At 73.5% G+C, this 15699-nt stretch carries 15 protein-coding genes and 1 pseudogene; 13 read left to right on the top strand and 3 right to left on the bottom strand.

Annotated elements, in window-relative coordinates; genetic code table 11:
• The first annotated feature begins 81 nt into the window (after positions 1-81).
• On the top strand, positions 82-294 hold the full coding sequence (locus tag ACZ3ZE_RS21525) for a DUF4287 domain-containing protein (protein WP_361169034.1): 213 nt from the start codon (positions 82-84) through the stop codon (positions 292-294).
• Positions 295-450: 156 nt separating this feature from the next.
• On the opposite strand, the pseudogene ACZ3ZE_RS21520 reads toward ACZ3ZE_RS21525, so the two are convergent.
• A pseudogene (locus ACZ3ZE_RS21520) lies at positions 451-1512 on the bottom strand (MFS transporter); the annotation flags it as partial.
• Between the two features lie 83 nt (positions 1513-1595).
• On the opposite strand from ACZ3ZE_RS21520, the gene ACZ3ZE_RS21515 reads away from it, so the two are divergent.
• The 7 genes from ACZ3ZE_RS21515 to ACZ3ZE_RS21485 all read left to right on the top strand — a co-directional run bounded on the left by ACZ3ZE_RS21515 (position 1596) and on the right by ACZ3ZE_RS21485 (position 8423).
• Entirely contained in the window at positions 1596-2642 is a 1047-nt protein-coding gene (locus ACZ3ZE_RS21515; RefSeq protein ID WP_467260162.1) for an ArsR/SmtB family transcription factor, read from the top strand.
• A complete protein-coding gene (locus ACZ3ZE_RS21510) occupies positions 2639-3547 on the top strand; it encodes an alpha/beta fold hydrolase (RefSeq protein ID WP_467260159.1) in 909 nt (302 codons plus the stop codon). Before ACZ3ZE_RS21515 ends, ACZ3ZE_RS21510 begins: the two co-directional genes overlap by 4 nt.
• Positions 3548-3607: 60 nt before the next feature.
• Entirely contained in the window at positions 3608-4669 is a 1062-nt protein-coding gene (locus ACZ3ZE_RS21505; RefSeq protein WP_442305672.1) for an aldo/keto reductase, read from the top strand.
• Between the two features lie 107 nt (positions 4670-4776).
• A complete protein-coding gene (locus ACZ3ZE_RS21500) occupies positions 4777-5982 on the top strand; it encodes a winged helix DNA-binding domain-containing protein (RefSeq protein WP_467260157.1) in 1206 nt (401 codons plus the stop codon).
• A gap of 251 nt (positions 5983-6233) precedes the next feature.
• Complete coding sequence (locus tag ACZ3ZE_RS21495; protein WP_361167974.1) at positions 6234-6668, top strand: YciI family protein; 435 nt, start codon at positions 6234-6236, stop codon at positions 6666-6668.
• Positions 6669-6832: 164 nt separating this feature from the next.
• The gene (locus ACZ3ZE_RS21490) at positions 6833-8035 is read left to right on the top strand and encodes an RNA polymerase sigma factor (RefSeq protein WP_361621008.1); all 1203 of its coding nucleotides are present in this window, start codon (positions 6833-6835) and stop codon (positions 8033-8035) included.
• Positions 8036-8135: 100 nt separating this feature from the next.
• Positions 8136-8423: a metal-sensitive transcriptional regulator gene (locus ACZ3ZE_RS21485; RefSeq protein WP_361167977.1), complete on the top strand. Its 288-nt coding sequence runs from the start codon at positions 8136-8138 to the stop codon at positions 8421-8423.
• A 127-nt stretch (positions 8424-8550) separates the two neighbouring features.
• Here the strand turns inward: ACZ3ZE_RS21485 and wrbA are convergent, their stop codons facing one another.
• Positions 8551-9162 (bottom strand): NAD(P)H:quinone oxidoreductase, encoded by a 612-nt coding sequence (gene wrbA / locus ACZ3ZE_RS21480; RefSeq protein ID WP_361167980.1) that lies wholly within the window; start codon positions 9160-9162, stop codon positions 8551-8553.
• A gap of 149 nt (positions 9163-9311) precedes the next feature.
• Here wrbA and ACZ3ZE_RS21475 point away from each other — a divergent pair, with 149 nt between their 5' ends.
• The 5 genes from ACZ3ZE_RS21475 to ACZ3ZE_RS21455 all read left to right on the top strand — a co-directional run bounded on the left by ACZ3ZE_RS21475 (position 9312) and on the right by ACZ3ZE_RS21455 (position 13991).
• Positions 9312-9959 carry a TetR/AcrR family transcriptional regulator gene (locus tag ACZ3ZE_RS21475; RefSeq protein ID WP_361167983.1) on the top strand — a complete coding sequence of 216 codons (648 nt, stop codon included), beginning with the start codon at positions 9312-9314 and terminating at the stop codon, positions 9957-9959.
• A gap of 95 nt (positions 9960-10054) precedes the next feature.
• On the top strand, positions 10055-10630 hold the full coding sequence (locus tag ACZ3ZE_RS21470) for an RBBP9/YdeN family alpha/beta hydrolase (RefSeq protein ID WP_361167986.1): 576 nt from the start codon (positions 10055-10057) through the stop codon (positions 10628-10630).
• A 10-nt stretch (positions 10631-10640) separates the two neighbouring features.
• Positions 10641-11633 (top strand): prolyl aminopeptidase, encoded by a 993-nt coding sequence (gene pip, locus ACZ3ZE_RS21465; protein WP_467260155.1) that lies wholly within the window; start codon positions 10641-10643, stop codon positions 11631-11633.
• 41 nt (positions 11634-11674) lie between these two features.
• Positions 11675-12322 (top strand): HhH-GPD-type base excision DNA repair protein, encoded by a 648-nt coding sequence (locus ACZ3ZE_RS21460; protein WP_363290567.1) that lies wholly within the window; start codon positions 11675-11677, stop codon positions 12320-12322.
• Positions 12323-12437: 115 nt separating this feature from the next.
• Positions 12438-13991 carry a M28 family metallopeptidase gene (locus tag ACZ3ZE_RS21455; RefSeq protein WP_467260152.1) on the top strand — a complete coding sequence of 518 codons (1554 nt, stop codon included), beginning with the start codon at positions 12438-12440 and terminating at the stop codon, positions 13989-13991.
• A gap of 34 nt (positions 13992-14025) precedes the next feature.
• Here the strand turns inward: ACZ3ZE_RS21455 and ACZ3ZE_RS21450 are convergent, their stop codons facing one another.
• Positions 14026-15639, bottom strand: a complete 1614-nt coding sequence (locus ACZ3ZE_RS21450; RefSeq protein ID WP_361167998.1) for a helicase HerA-like domain-containing protein — start codon at positions 15637-15639, stop codon at positions 14026-14028.
• Positions 15640-15699: the final 60 nt, after the last annotated feature.

Here is a 15699-nt window from a genome sequence, read left to right as displayed (position 1 = left end):
GATCTCGACAGCTCACAGCCGTCACCGTCAGCCGCACACCGCACCCGCACCCGCACCCGCACCCCGCAGAGAAGAGGCCCCATGTCCGCCACTCCCCCCGTCAAGGGCCCCGCCAGCTACTTCCCCTCCATCGAGAAGAAGTACGGGCGTCCGGTCTCCGAATGGCTCGGGCTCATCGAGAGCTCCCCGCTCGCCAAGCACATGGAGCTCGTCGCCTGGCTCAAGTCCGAGCACGGGCTCGGCCACGGCCACGCCAACGCGCTCGTCGCCCATGCCCTCGCCGGCGCCAAGTAGTTCCTGCCGGGCTGTCCGTCGCGTGACCCGGCCCGTCAGGGCCAGGGTCGCGGCCGCCGCCGCCAGGCCGGCGGCGAGGGCGGACCACCACAGGGCCGGGGCCCCGAGGCCCGTGTACACCGTGACGCCCACGGTGAGCGCGCCGAAGCGGGCGACGCCCCAGGTCCAGCTGAACGCGCCCTGGTAGCGGCCGCGGGCGTGCGCCGGGGCCAGGTTGGCGATGACGGAGGCCGCGACGCCCGCGACGACGACCTCGCCCAGCGACCAGACCGCGACCGACACGGCGAAGCCCACGATGCCGTCGGCCACGCCCGTCAGCGCCACGCCGAGCGCGATCAGGACGCTGCCGGCGGCCTGCACCCGCAGCTGGGGCAGTGCGGCGAGCCGGGCCGTCGCGAAGGGCTGGAGGGCGACGACCAGGACGGCGTTGACGGCCGCCATCGCGCCGTACACCGCGGGCGAGAGGCCGCTGTCGTGGATGGCCAGTGGCAGGGCCACCTCGGTCAGTGAGTAGACGAAGAGCTGGACGCCGAACAGGGGCAGCAGGAGCAGCGTGAGCCGGTCGCGCAGCACCACCCCGTAACCGATGCCGTCCTTCTGCGGGCGCGGGCCGCGCGGCGGCTCGCTCAGGCGGGTGGCGACGACGACCGCGTAGACCAGCATCGTCCCGGCGTCGACGGCGAACAGCAGCCAGTAGCCCCGCGCGGCGAGCACCCCGCCGAGCACCCCCGCCACGGCCGTGCCGATGTTGACGCCCCAGCCGAACAGCGCGTACGCCCGTTGCCTGCGCTCCGCGTCGACCGCGTCCGCCATCAGCGCGAACGCCGCGGGTGAGACGAGCGTGCCCGTCGCGCTGATCAGCAGCGCCGCCCCCGCCATCGTCCACACCCCCGGCGCCACGAACAGCGCGCCCTGCGCCAGCGCCGCGCCCAGCAGTCCGATCAGCATCGTGGGACGGCGGCCGATCCGGTCGGCGAGGACACCGCCGGCCGCCGGGCCGAGCAGGTTGCCGGCGCCCAGGGCACCGAGCACGTACGAGGTCTCCGTGCCGGTCACTCCGCGCGAGGCGAGGAAGAAGACCAGGAAGGGCGTGACCATGTAGCCGAGCCGGTTGACGACCGTGCCGCCGAAGAGCGTCCAGACCACGGGCGGCAGGTTCTTGAACGACGAGAACGACGAAGACGACGAGGAGGACGAGGAGGGGGACTTGGAGGGCATGGCAGGAGGGTGCTCCCGCTCCCCCTTCCCCCTCCAATGATTAAGCTCAGGCCGAATCCAACGCTCGGAGCACGGGGGTACGCATGGAGTCCGGACTGAGTTTCTCCGCCGCCGATCTCGCCCAGACCCGCTTCGCCGTCTCCCCCATGTGGGAGGTCGTCACCAGCTTCCGCCTCCTCCGGGACGCCTCCGAACCGCCGCTCCACCGCCGGTGGGCCGCCCAGGTGCGGCCCCGGATCGCCCGCGCCGGGCTCGACCGCGGGCGGCTCGCCGCGCTCGTTCCCGCCCGCGGCTACCTCGCCGACTTCCTCAACCCCACCCCCACCGGCCCCTTCCCCACCCTCGAATCCGAACTCGACGCCATCCGGCGCACCCCGCCCGAACAGATCGCCCGCGACCTCCGGCTCCTCCGCCGCGACACCGCCCTCCCCGCAGGTCCCCATGCCCATCGCGACCGCGACACCGCCCGCGACCGCGACACCGCCCGCGGCCCCGACATCGCCCCCGACCCCGACATCGACCTCGACCGGCTCGCCATCGAGATCGAGACCTACTGGGAGCTCGCCCTCGCCCCCTACTGGGCCCGTATCCGCGGCCTCCTCGAAGCCGATGTCTTCCACCGGGCCCGCCAGGTCGCCGAGCACGGTTCGGCGCGCGTGCTCAGCGAGCTCCACGAGACCGTACGGTGGGACGACGGCACCCTGCGCCTCGTCCGGCGCGCCTGCGCGCTCACCCGTGACCAGGCCGGTTCCGGGCTGCTGCTGATCCCCTCGGCCTTCGCCTGGCCGCGTGTCCTGACGCGTTCCGTCGCCCCCGACCCGCCCCAACTGGCCTATCCCGCACGGGGGATCGGCAACCTCTGGGAGCCCCGCACCACCAGCAGCGCCACCGATGCCGTCGCCGCCGTCCTCGGCCGCTCCCGCACCCTCCTCCTCGCCGAGCTGGACACCCCCGCCTCGACCACCCAACTCGCCGCCTCCTGCGGCCTGTCGGCGGCCGGTGTCTCCCAGCACCTCATCGCCCTCAAGAACGCCGGACTCGTCACCGCCCACCGCAGCGGGCGCGCCGTCCTCTACGCCCGCACCACCGTCGCCGACAGCCTGCTCTGCCCCGCGGAGGAACCCGTATGACCAGCCGCCCCGACCAGATCGAGTGGACCGAGCACGTCCTCGTACGGGACGGGGTGCGGCTCTCCTGCCGTGACTGGGGTCGCGACGGTGGCCGGGACGGGTCGGGTGGTTCCGCGCGGTCCCTGCTCCTGCTGCACGGGCTCGCCGGGCACGCCGGTGAGTGGGACGCGCTCGCCCGGCTCCTGCGCGCCGACGGGCACCGGGTCGTCGCCCTTGACCAGCGCGGGCACGGCGCGAGCGAACGGCAGCCCGCCGACACCTCGCGCGCCGCGTACGTCGCCGACATCATCGCCGTACTCGACGACCCCGGGCTGGGGCTGGCGGGCGGTCCCGGGGGCCGGCCGCCCGTGCTCGTCGGGCAGTCGTACGGCGGGCACGCCGCCTTCCTCACCGCCGCCTCCCTCTCCGCCGCCGGGCACTCGTCGCGCGTCACCGGCGCCGTCCTCGCCGGCGCCGTCCTCGTCGAGGCCGGACCCGGTGGGGCCGAGCCCGGGCTCCCGGAGGAGATCAGGGGCTGGCTCCAGGCCTGGCCCGTGCCCTTCCCGTCGCGGGAGGCGGCCGCCGCGTACTTCGGCGGCGGGCCCGTGGGGGACGGCTGGGCGGGCGGTCTGGAGCGGCGCGACGGGGGCTGGTGGCCCCGGTTCGACCCCGAGGTGATGGGTGCCTCGCTCGCCGAGAACAGCGGGCGCGACTGGTGGGAGGAGTGGGCCGCGATCGGCGTTCCGCTGCTCTCCGTCGTCGGCGAGAAGGGGATCATGGAGGGGGACGAGTACGACGGGATGGCCCGGCTCCAGCCCGGTCTACGGGGCGCCTGCGTCCCCGGCACCGGGCATGACCTGCACCTGGAGCGGCCGGACGTCCTGCACGACCTGGTGGCCCGGTTCCTGGACGAGCTGCCGCGCTGAACTCCGTACCGTCGACGCCCACTTGCCTTCGAGCACGCTCCAGCTCCTAGGGTGCGGCGCATGCGCTATCGGGTACTCGGCGGGACCGGGATCGAAGTCAGCACGTACTGCCTCGGCACGATGATGTTCGGGGCCGTCGGCAACCCCGATCACCAGGACGCCATACGGATCATCCACGCCGCCCTCGACCGGGGCGTCAACTTCGTCGACACCGCCGACATGTACTCGGCGGGCGAGTCCGAGGAGATCGTCGGCAAGGCGCTCCGCGACCCGCGCCGCCGCGACGACACCGTCCTCGCCACCAAGGTGTACTTCCCGGTCGGCGGCGAGGGCCCCAACCGGGGCGGTACCTCACGCCGTTGGATCGTCCGGGCCGTCGAGAACAGCCTGACGCGGCTCGGCACCGACCGGATCGACCTCTACCAGGTGCACCGGCCCGACCACCGGACCGACATCGAGGAGACCCTCGACGTCCTCGGCGACCTGGTCTCCCAGGGCAAGATCCGCGCCTTCGGCTGCTCGACGTTCCCCGCCGAGGAGATCGTCGAGGCGCACGCCGTCGCCGAACGGCGCGGGCTGCGCCGCTTCCGCACCGAACAGCCCCCGTACTCGCTGCTCGCCCGCGGCATCGAGGCGTCCGTCCTGCCCGTCGCCCAGCGGTACGGGATGGGGGTGCTGACCTGGAGCCCCCTGGCGTCCGGGTTCCTCAGCGGCGGCTACCGCCGGGGCCTCCCCGTCGACCTCACGCGCGGGCGCGCCGCGCTCACCCCGCACCGCTTCGACCCCGCCCTCCCCGTCAACCAGGCCAAACTGGACGCCGTCGAGGAGCTGGCCGGCGTCGCCGACTCCCTCGGCTGCACCCTGCCCGAGCTGGCCGTCGCCTTCGCCGCCGCGCACCCGGCCGTGACCTCCGTCATCCTCGGGCCCCGGACGATGGAGCAGCTGGAGGGGCTGCTGAAGGGGGCTTCCGTGGTCCTCACGGACGAGGCCATGGACCGTATCGACGCGATCGTCCCGCCCGGGACCGACCTCTACCGGGCCGACGGCGTCTGGCGCCCGGCCGCCCTGACCGACGCCACGCTGCGGCGCCGGCCGGTGGGCGAGCGGGCTGCGGCCGACTGACCCCGCGTCGTCGAAGAGCATCACCTGCCCGGCGTCGAGGGAAGACGGTGACGGCGTTCCTGCCCGTGTGAACGGTGCCGGGCGCGATTCGAAGCCATGCTGAGGCCATGAGCAGAGGCGAGAAGAAGCACGGCCGAGTCGTCGGCCCCGAGGAGCGCGGGGCCCGCCTCGCGCTGCGGCACCGGCTGGCCGGGGCGGCGCGGGCGGCGACCGTCGAGGAGGTCGCCGGTGCGCTGGTGGCGCTGCACGCGACGGATCCGGCGACGGTGTTCCTGGCGGCGGGGGCGCGGCTCGCGGAGGGCCGGGACCCCGTGGCGGAGGTGGAGCGGGCGCTGTACGAGGAGCGGACCCTGATCCGGATGCACGGCATGCGGCACACGGTCTTCGTCGTGCCCTCCTCTCTCGCCGCCGCCGTCCACTCCTCCACCTCCACGGCCGCCGCCGTCCGCGAACGCGCCTCCCTCCTCAAGCACTTGGCGGCGGGCAGCGACCTCGACGCGGCCTGGCTCGCCGAGACCGAACGCCGGGTCCTCGCCGAGCTGGCGGCACGCCGCGAGGCGACCGGGGCCGAACTCGGCACCGCCGTACCGAGCTTGCGCGAGCAGTACGTGTACGGCGTCGGCACCGCGCAGGAGGGGCCGCAGTCGGTGTCCAGCCGGGTGCTGCGGGTCCTCGGCATGGAGGGCCGGATCGCCCGGGGCCGGCCGCAGGGGTCCTGGACGTCGAGCCGCTTCCGCTGGGCACTGACCCCGCCCCATGACGAACTCCCGCCCGCCGAAGCCCAGTCGGAGCTCGTACGGCACTGGCTCGCCGCGTACGGTCCGGCGACCGAGGCGGATCTGAAGTGGTGGACGGGATGGAAGGTCACCGACGTCCGCCGCGCCCTGACCGCGCTCGGCGCGGAACCGGTCGCCCTGGACGAGGCCGGGACGGTCGGCCATCTCCTCCCCGACGACCTCGATCCCGTACGGCCCGACGCCGTCGGCCCGTGGGCGGCGCTGCTGCCCGCGCTCGACCCGACACCGATGGGCTGGCAGTCCCGCGACTGGTACCTGGACCCGGCTCACCGGCCCGCGCTGTTCGACCGCAGCGGCAACATCGGGCCGACGCTCTGGTGGAACGGCCGGATCGTCGGCGGCTGGGCGCAGCGCCCGGACGGCGGGATCGCGCACCGGTTCCTCACGGACGTCGGCGCCGACGCGGTCCGCGCGGTCGAGGCGGAGGCCGCGCGGCTCGCCGCCTGGGTGGGCGAGGTCCGGATCACGCCACGCTTCCGCACACCGCTGGAGCGGGAGCTGGCGGCCGGGGGCTGAGCGGCGCGGCTGGCCCGTACGGGGGAACCCGTACAGGTGAGCTCCGGCGAGGTGTCGAGAAACCCGGCCCGGCTCCGACGTCTCCTGTGAAGAAGCCCCGGGGATCCCCACGAATCCCAAGGAACCCCAAGGAACCCGAGGAACCCCGAGGACCCCGAGGACCCCGAGGAGCCCGAGGACCCCCGACGGCCCCCGAGGAACCCGGGGAGATCCGCCGAAACCCCGGGAAGCCCCCGAACCGAGGAGACGTCATGAAGTACCTGGTGATGGTGCAGGGCGCCCAGGCCGACTACGAGGCCATGAAGGGGACGGCGAGCGACCGCAGCCCGGCCTGGAGCGAGCAGGAGCTCAGGGCGATGTTCGCCTACATGAACGCGGTCAGCGACGACCTGTCCGAATCGGGCGAGCTCGTCGACGCGCAGGGCCTGGTCGAGCCGGCCAGGACCCGCTTCGTGACCGCCGACGACGAGGGCCGGCCGGTCGTCACCGACGGCCCCTACGGGGAGACGAAGGAGGTACTCGCCGGGTACTGGGTCCTCGACTGCGCGAGCCTGGACCGGGTGACGGAGATCGCGGCCCGCGTGGCACAGTGCCCCGCACCCGTCGGCTCACCGGTCTACCCGGTGGTCATCCGCCAGATCGACGAGGCCGGCGGGGCGGACCTCGGCGGGGGCGGGACGGCTTGACCCTGCCGCCCGACGGCCCGGACACGGACGGGGTGCGGGGCCGGACTCCGGACGGGAACCCGGACGGGACCCCGGACGGGACCCCGGACGGGACTCCGGACGGGACTCCGGGCGGGACTCCGGGCGGGACTCCACCCCCGCCCCCTTCCCGCCCCTCCCCCGACATCGAGAACCTGCTGCGCCTGCACGCGCCGCAGGTTCTCGGCGCGCTCGTGCGGCGGTACGGGCACTTCGCCGCCGCCGAGGACGCCGTACAGGAGGCGCTGCTCGCCGCGGCCCGGCAGTGGCCCCTGGACGGGGTGCCGGGCAATCCGCGCGGCTGGTTGATCCGGGTGGCGTCCCGGCGGTTGACGGACGCGCTGCGGGCCGAGGAGGCGCGGGCGCGGCGGGAGGAGACCGCGCTGCGGCTCGAACCGCGCGACCCGAAGGCGGCGCCCGCCGAGGACGACACGCTCACCCTGCTGTTCCTGTGTTGCGACCCGGTGCTGGCGCCCGCCGCGCGGATCGCGCTGACGCTGCGGGCGGTGGGCGGCCTGACGACGGCGGAGATCGCCCGCGCCCACCTCGTACCGGAGGCGACGATCGCGCAGCGGATCAGCCGGGCGAAGGCGAGGCTGCGGGCGACCGGGGCGGACCAGCCGTTCCGGGCGCCCGCCCCGCGGGACCGGGACGCGCGCCTGGCCTCGGTCCTCCAGGTGCTGTACCTGATCTTCAACGAGGGCTACACCGCCACCTCCGGCCCCGCCCTGCACCGCGCCGACCTGGCCCGCGAGGCCATCCGGCTGACCCGGGCGGCCCGCCGGCTGCTGCCCCGGGAGGGCGCGGTGACGGGTCTGCTGGCCCTGATGCTGCTCACCGAGGCCCGCAGCGCGGCGCGTACGGGGCCGGACGGCGAGCTGGTCCCGCTGGACGAGCAGGACCGCGGCCGCTGGGACCGGGCGGCGATCGCGGAGGGCACCGCGCTGGTGGCGGAGGCCCTGGCCGAGGGCCCACCGGGGCCGTACCAGCTCCAGGCGGCCATCGCCGCCCTCCACGACGAGGCGACCGGGCCCGAGGCGACGGACTGGCCCCAGATCCTCGCCCTCTACGACGTCCTGGTGACGAAGACGCCCGACCCGATGGCGCAGCTGGGCCGGGTGGTCGCCCTGGCGATGGTCGAGGGCCCGGAGGCGGGGCTCGCGGCCCTGGCCGCCCTGGAACCCCGGCTGCCCGACTCGCACCGCCTGCCCGCCGTCCGCGCCCACCTCCTCGAACGCACCGGCGCCCACCGAGCCGCCGCCGACGCCTACCGCACCGCCGCCCGCCACACCCTCAGCCTCCCGGAACGCCGCTACCTCGAGACCCGCGCGGCCCGCCTCGATCCGTGACGCCCCCCGGCAATAAATCCGCAGGTGCCATCCTTGGTCTTCGACAGGGCCCCGAGGCGGGGAGAAATGTACCCCCTGGGGTATCCATGGAGGAGTGGTTGTGGAACTGGATCTCGCGGGCGCCGAGCTCAAGGCCGTGCTGAACCGGCTGCGGCGGGCCCAGGGCCAGATCGCCGGTGTGATCCGGATGATCGAGGAGGGGCGGGACTGCGAGGAGGTCGTCACCCAGCTCGCCGCCGCCTCCCGGGCGCTCGACCGGGCCGGGTTCGCCATCATCGCGACCGGGCTCCAGCAGTGCCTGACGGACATCGAGGACGGGCGCAAGACGAACGAGGACCGCGACCAGATGCGCGCCCGCCTGGAGAAGCTCTTCCTCTCCCTGGCCTGAGGCCGCCCCGAGGGCCGTAGCCCCGCGCACACGGAAGTACCCCCGGAGGTGTCCACCCCGGGGGTACTTCTCGTTCTGCGGAGTCCCGCGCGCCGGCCGCCCCTCGGGGGAGCCCGCGCGCCGGTGATCAGGCGTCGTCCGCGAGGCCCTTCAGGCGCTTGGCGATCTTCGCGAGGCGCTCGCCCTGGTGGCGGGCGGCCGCGAGGACGTTCTCCTCGGGGGCGCCGTTGGTGCTCGCGTGCGAGGTGCCGTAGGGGTTGCCGCCGGCCGCGTACACGGACGGGTCGGTGAAGCCGGGGGCGACGATGACCGAGCCCCAGTGGTGGAACGTGTTGTAGAGCGCGAGCAGCGTCGACTCGTTGCCGCCGTGCGTGTTGTACGCGCTGGTGAAGCCGGTGGCCGGCTTGTCGGCCAGCACGCCCTGCTGCCACAGGCCGCCCGCGGTGTCGATGTACTGCTTGAGCTGGGCGGCGACGTTGCCGAAGCGGGTCGGCGAGCCGAGCGCGTAGGCGTCCGCCCACTCCAGGTCCTCGAGCGTGGCGATCTCGACGTCACCGGTCGCCTCGACGTGCGCACGCCAGGCCGGGTTCGCGTCGATGGCCGCGTCGGGGGCGAGTTCGGGGACCCGGCGGAGGCGGACCTCGGCACCGGCCTTCTCGGCGCCCTCGGCGACGGCCTGGGCGAGCTGGTGCACGTTCCCCGTGGACGAGTAGTAGACGACGGCGACCTTGACGGACATGGCGGGCTCCTCGATCGAGCTAAGCGGATTGCTTTCCGATTCGACTCTCCGAGGCTAAGCGGACAGCTATCCGATTCGCAAGGGGAACGTTATGCTCGTGGCCTGGAACGGACCGAGGGGGAAGTGCGCCACAAGGGAGGCAGTCGCAGATGAGCACGAAGAATCCGCAGGCCAGAGACGGGTCAGCGCCGATGCTCAACCTGCTGCCGATCGCAGGAGGCCCGCCGCCGGAGCGCGCCGACGCCGCCCGGAACCGGCGCAAGATCCTCGACGCCGCCGCCCGGATCGTCGCCGAGGACGGCCCCGAAGCCGTCACCATGAACCAGGTCGCCCACGCCAGCTGTATAGGCGTCGGCACCGTCTACCGCCGCTTCGGCGACGTCGCCCAGCTGCTCCTCGCGCTCCTCGACGACCGCGAGCGGCAGTTCCAGGAGGCGTATCTGAACGGCCCGCCGCCGCTCGGCCCCGGCGCCCCCGCCGACGAACGGCTCGACGCCTTCCTCGACGCGCTCGTCGACCGCTCCGTCGAGCAGCGCGAGATCCTGCTCGCCGCCCAGACCGCCGGGCCCGTGGCCCGCTACGGCAACGGCGCCTACCTCGCCATGCACCTGCACCTGACGCTGCTGATCGGCCAGGCCCGCCCCGAGTTCAACGCCGCGCTGCTCGCGCACCTGCTGCTCGCACCGTTCTCGCCGAGCCTGATCCACCACCTCTCGGTGGACAAGGAGCTCTCCGCCGGTGAACTCAAGGCGGGCATGCGCCAGTTGATACGGCTGCAGAGCCCCGTCCCGCACTGAGCCCGGCCCGCCGGCACGGCGCCCGGACCGCTCCGGCGATCCGCCCCCTGGACGCCGGTGGACCGATCGCGCGCCCAGGACGCACGATCGGCGCCATGACGACGTATCTGATCCTGCACGGCTACCAGAACCACCGCCCACCCGGCCACTGGCACCACTGGCTGGCCGGCGCGCTGCGCGAGCGCGGGCACGAGGTGCGCTACCCGCAGCTGCCCGAGCCGGACGCGCCGGTGCTCGCCGAGTGGCTGGACGCCCTGGAGGAGCACGGCCGGCGTCCCGCCGAGGGAGAGTTCGTGGTCGTCGCGCACAGCCTGGGCGTGCTGCTGTGGCTGCGGGCCGCGGCGGCCGGGCGGGTGCCGGACGCGGACCGGGTCCTCCTCGTCGCGCCGCCCTCCCCCGGCGTCACCGCCTCCCTCCCGGAGATCGCCGGCTTCGCCGACGGGCTCGACCTCGGCGCCGTCCACCTGAAGGCGCCCGCCCGGCTCGTCTGGGCGGCCGCCGACCCGTACTGCCCCGAGGGCGCCGCCACGCACTACGGCACCCCGCTCGGCCTCGCCATGGACGAGGTGCCCGACGGGGCGCATCTGACCCCGGACTCGGGGTACGGGGCCTGGCCCTCGGTCCTGGAGTGGTGCGAAAACCCGTCGGTGCGGGTGGGCCCCAACCGCTAACGTCGGGCGGATGCGCCTCCACGACGACATCCCCCCGTACGCCGAAGGCCTCCTCGACGTCGGCGACGGCAACCACGTCCACTGGTCCGTCGCCGGCAACCCGGAAGGCAAGCCCGCGCTCGTCGTGCACGGCGGGCCGGGCTCCGGGTCCTCGCCCGGCGCGCGGCGCCTCTTCGACCCCGAGCGGTACCGGATCGTCCAGTTCGACCAGCGCGGCTGCGGGCGCTCCACCCCGCACGCGAGCGACCCGGCCGCCGACCTGGCGGTCAACACCACCGCCCACCTGGTCGCCGACATGGAACGGCTCCGGATCCACCTCGGCGTCGACCGCTGGCTCCTGTACGGCGGCTCCTGGGGCTCCACCCTGATCCTGGCCTACGCGCAGGCCCACCCGGAGCGCGTGAGCGAGATCGTCATCGCCGCCGTCACCACCACCCGCCGCTCCGAGATCGCCTGGCTGTACGAGGGCGCCGGCCGCTTCTTCCCCGAGGCCCACGACCGCTTCCGCGCGGGAGCGGGCGCGGGCGCGGCGGGAGGGGCAGACGAGGCGGGGGAAGCGGGCACGGCCGCCACCTCCGCCGCTCTCGTCCGCGCCTACGCCGCCCTGATGAACCACCCCGACCCCGCCGTACGGGAGAAGGCCGCCGCCGACTGGTGCGCCTGGGAGGACGCCGTCCTGTCGATGGAGGGCCAGGGCACCCCGTACACCGACCGGGTCGACGCCACCCGGCTCGCCTTCGTGCGGATCTGCTCCCACTACTTCGCGCACGGCGCCTTCCTGGACGAGGGCGCCCTGCTCAGGGGCGCGCACCGGCTGGCCGGCATCCCCGGCGTCCTGGTGCACGGTCGGCTCGACATGGCCGGGCCGCTCGCCACCGCCTGGGAGCTGGCCCGCGCCTGGCCGGACGCCGAGCTGCACGTCGTGGAGAACGCCGGGCACATGGGCGGCGAGGAGACCCGTACGCACCTGCTCACCGCCCTCGAACGCTTCGCGAAGGGGTGACCCACCGCGCGGGCGGGGAGCGACGGCGCGATGATCCGGTCATGAGCCCCGAGATCCACCTCGCCCAGCAGCCGGAGGCCGACGAGCTGCTCGGCCGCTCCCCGCTCGCCGCGCTCGTCGGCATGCTGCTCGACCAGCAGGTGCCGATGGAGTGGGCGTTCTCCGGCCCGTACACGATCGCGACCCGGATGGGCCACGACGACCTGGACGCGCACGAGATCGCCGCCCAGGACCCGGAGGCCTTCGCCGCGCTGCTCTCCGAGAAGCCGGCCGTGCACCGCTACCCGGGCTCCATGGCCAAGCGGATCCAGCAGCTGTGCCGGTTCCTCGTCGACGAGTACGGCGGCGACGCCGAGGCCGTCTGGCGGGACGCGGCGACCGGGGCGGAGCTGTTCGCCCGGCTCAAGGCGCTGCCCGGGTTCGGCGAGCAGAAGGCGCGGATCTTCCTGGCCCTGCTCGGCAAGCGGTACGACGTGCGCCCCCAGGGCTGGCGGGAGGCGGCGGGCGCGTACGGCGAGGCGAGCTGCTACCGCTCGGCCGCCGACATCACCGGGCCGGAGTCGCTGGCGAAGGTGCGTGCCCACAAGCAGGAGATGAAGGCGGCGGCCAAGGCGGCCAAGGCCACCAAGGCGGCCGCGGCGAGTGACACAAGCGCCTCCCCCAAATCCAGCAAAACGCCCCGGAATTGATAACTCCAGATTTCAATCCTGTTCAACCTGACAGGAATTGAGCCAGATGTGTTCACAAAATCCACCACACATCGCTAACTTCCCTTCCACCTCGTACGAACCGGGAAGGACTTCTGTGAACGCAACCCAGCGCAGAGCCGCCGCCGTTCTGGCCGCTGCCGCACTCGCCACCCCGCTGGTGCTCGCCGCGCCCGCCACCGCCACCCCCGACCCCGGGGCCGCGGCCGCCCGCGACGCCGCCAAGCTGGCGAGGAAGCTGGTCCGTGAGACGTCCGCGCAGGACGCCTACAAGCACCTCCAGAAGTTCCAGGCGATAGCCGACTCGGCCGGCGGCAACCGCGCCGCCGGCACCCTCGGCCACGACGCCTCCGCCGCGTACGTGTACACGCAGCTGAAGAAGGCCGGCTACGCCGTCACGTACCAGAAGTTCGACTTCATCTACACCCAGACGCTCGCCGAGAAGGCCTCCGTCCTCACCCCCACCGCCCGCGACCTCGACATCAAGGCGATGACCTACACGAAGTCGACCCCGGTCGGCGGCGTGAAGGCCGCGCTCGCCGCGGTCCCGGTCGACGCGGACGGCACCACCGGCTGCGAGCCGGGCGACTTCGCCACCGGCGCCTTCACCGGCAAGATCGCGCTCATCAAGCGCGGCGGCTGCGCCTTCGCCGTCAAGCAGCAGAACGCGGGCGCCGCCGGTGCCGTCGGCGCGATCATCTACAACAACACCGACGGCGTCCTCTCCGGCACCCTCGGCGCGCCGAGCACCGTCGGGGCCCCGGCCGGCGGCATCACCAAGGCCGAGGGCGAGGCGCTCGTCGCCGACCTCGCCAAGGGCCCGGTGAACCTCTCCTTCGAGATCCGCCAGCTCCAGGAGAAGCGTTCCACCAACAACGTCATCGCGGAGACCGTCGGCGGCAACGCCGCCAACACCGTGGTCCTCGGCTCGCACCTCGACTCCGTCACCGCGGGCCCCGGCATCAACGACAACGGCTCCGGCTCCGCCGGCCTCCTCCAGACCGCCCTGGAGCTCGCCAAGTCCAAGGACAAGGTCCGCAACAAGGTCCGCTTCGCCTGGTGGTCCGCCGAGGAGAACGGCCTGCTCGGCTCCGAGCACTACGTCGCCAACCTCAGCGAGCTCGGCAAGAAGGAGATCAAGCTCTACCTGAACTTCGACATGATCGCCTCGCCGAACTACGGGCTGTTCGTCTACGACGGCGACGACTCCGACGGCGTCGGCTCGGGCGCGGGCCCTGAGGGCTCCGCCCAGCTGGAGCGCGACATCAACGACTTCCTCGACGGGCGCGGGACCCCGCACGAGGGCACCGACTTCACCGGCCGCTCCGACTACGGCCCGTTCGTCGACGCCGGCATCGCCTCCGGCGGCACCTTCACCGGCGCCGAGGGCATCAAGACCGCGGGCCAGGCCGCGAAGTTCGGCGGCCAGGCGGGCGTCGCGTACGACGTGAACTACCACGCCAAGGGCGACGACCTCTCGAACATCAACATGACGGCCTTCGACGTCAACATCGACGTCATCGCCAACGCCGTGGGCACCTACGCCCACGACATCAGCTCCCTGAAGCGCCCGGTCGTCTCCGTCCCGACCACCGGCGACGCGGGCAGCGGCGGCGGCCTGCACGCCGACCACGACGAGGCCACCGAGTAGTCACCCCCGCCCGGCGCCGCCGCTCGCAGCGGCGCTACCGCTTCCTGCGTGCCGTCCCGAAGAGCGAACGGGAGATCTCCCGGCCCAGCTGGGTCCCGACCGACCGCGCGAGGGACTTGAAGATCCCACTGCCGACGACCTGTTCGGCGAGCGAGGGCTCCTCCTTACTGCGAGGAGCCCTCGCTGCTCCCTTCGCGTCCCTCTCCGCGTCCGTGGCGGCCTCCTTCTCCGCCGCCGCCCGCAGCGCCGCCTCCTCCGCCTCCCGCTGCTCGGCCGTCAGCTTCTCGTACGCCGACTCGCGGTCCACGGCCTCCGCGTACCGCCCGTACAGCGGCGAGCCCTTCACCGCCGCCTCCAGGTCGGCCGCCGGAACCGGGCCCATCAGCGACTGCGGCGCCCGCAGCCGGGTCGCCGCCACCGGGGTCGGGGCGCCCTTCTCGCTCAGTACGGTGATCACGGCCTCGCCCGTGCCGAGCCCGGTCAGCACCTCCTCCAGGTCGTACGGCGAGTTGGGGAAGGTCCGCACCGTCGCCTTGAGCGCCTTCGCGTCGTCCGGCGTGAACGCCCGCAGCGCGTGCTGCACCCGGTTGCCCAGCTGGGCGAGCACGTCCGCGGGCACGTCCTTCGGGGTCTGCGTCACGAAGAACACCCCGACGCCCTTGGAACGGATCAGCCGCACGGTCTGCGTGATCGACTCCAGGAACGCCTTCGAGGCCCCGTTGAACAGCAGATGCGCCTCGTCGAAGAAGAACACCAGCTTCGGCTTGTCGACGTCGCCGACCTCCGGCAGATCGCCGTACAGGTCCGCGAGCAGCCACATCAGGAACGTCGAGAACAGCTGCGGCTTGTCCTGCACCGCCGGCAGCTCCAGTACGGAGACCACACCGCGCCCGTCCGCCGCCGTGCGCAGGAACTCGCTCGTGTCGAACTCCGGCTCCCCGAAGAAACCGCCCGCGCCCTGCTGCTCGAACGCCGTGATCGAGCGCAGGATCACCCCGGCCGTCACCGTCGAAAGACCGCCGATCCCCTTCAGTTCGGCCTTGCCCACGTCGGACACGAGGAAGGCGACCACCGCCCGCAGGTCCTTCAGGTCGACCAGCTCCAGGCCCTTGCTGTCGGCGTAGTGGAAGATCAGGCCGAGCGACTGCTCCTGCGTCTGGTTGAGCTGGAGCACCTTGGAGAGCAGCACCGGACCGAAGCTGGTCACGGTGGCCCGCACCGGGATGCCGGCGCCGGTGCCGCCGAGGCCGTAGAACTCGCAGGGGAAGCCCGTCGCCGTCCACTCCTGCCCGACCTGCGCGGCCCGCTCGCGGACCTTCTCGCCGTCCACGCCGGGCGCGGCGACACCCGACACGTCGCCCTTGATGTCGGCGAGGAAGACGGGCACGCCGTTCGCGGACAGCTGCTCGGCGATCAGCTGGAGCGTCTTCGTCTTGCCGGTGCCGGTCGCGCCGGCCACCAGGCCGTGCCGGTTGAGCATGGGCAGCGGGATGCGGATGCGCGCGTCCGGGTGACACCGCCCGTCCCAGAGCAGGGCCCCCAGTTCGAGTGCCGCTCCGTCGAAGGCGTACCCGGCGGCGATCGGCGCCCAGGGCTCGGCGCCCGGCTGCGCCGTGGAGCCTGTCGACGGCTGGTCGCTCACACTCATGGCGGACCCCTGTCCCGTGTGCGTACGGCTTGATCCCGGTTTGTCCCAGCATCGCACCGG

The sequence above is a fragment of the Streptomyces sp. NPDC023157 genome (genome assembly GCF_055560575.1).
Note: the sequence above shows the minus strand (reverse complement) of the source record. Positions and strands in the feature narration are given on the sequence as shown.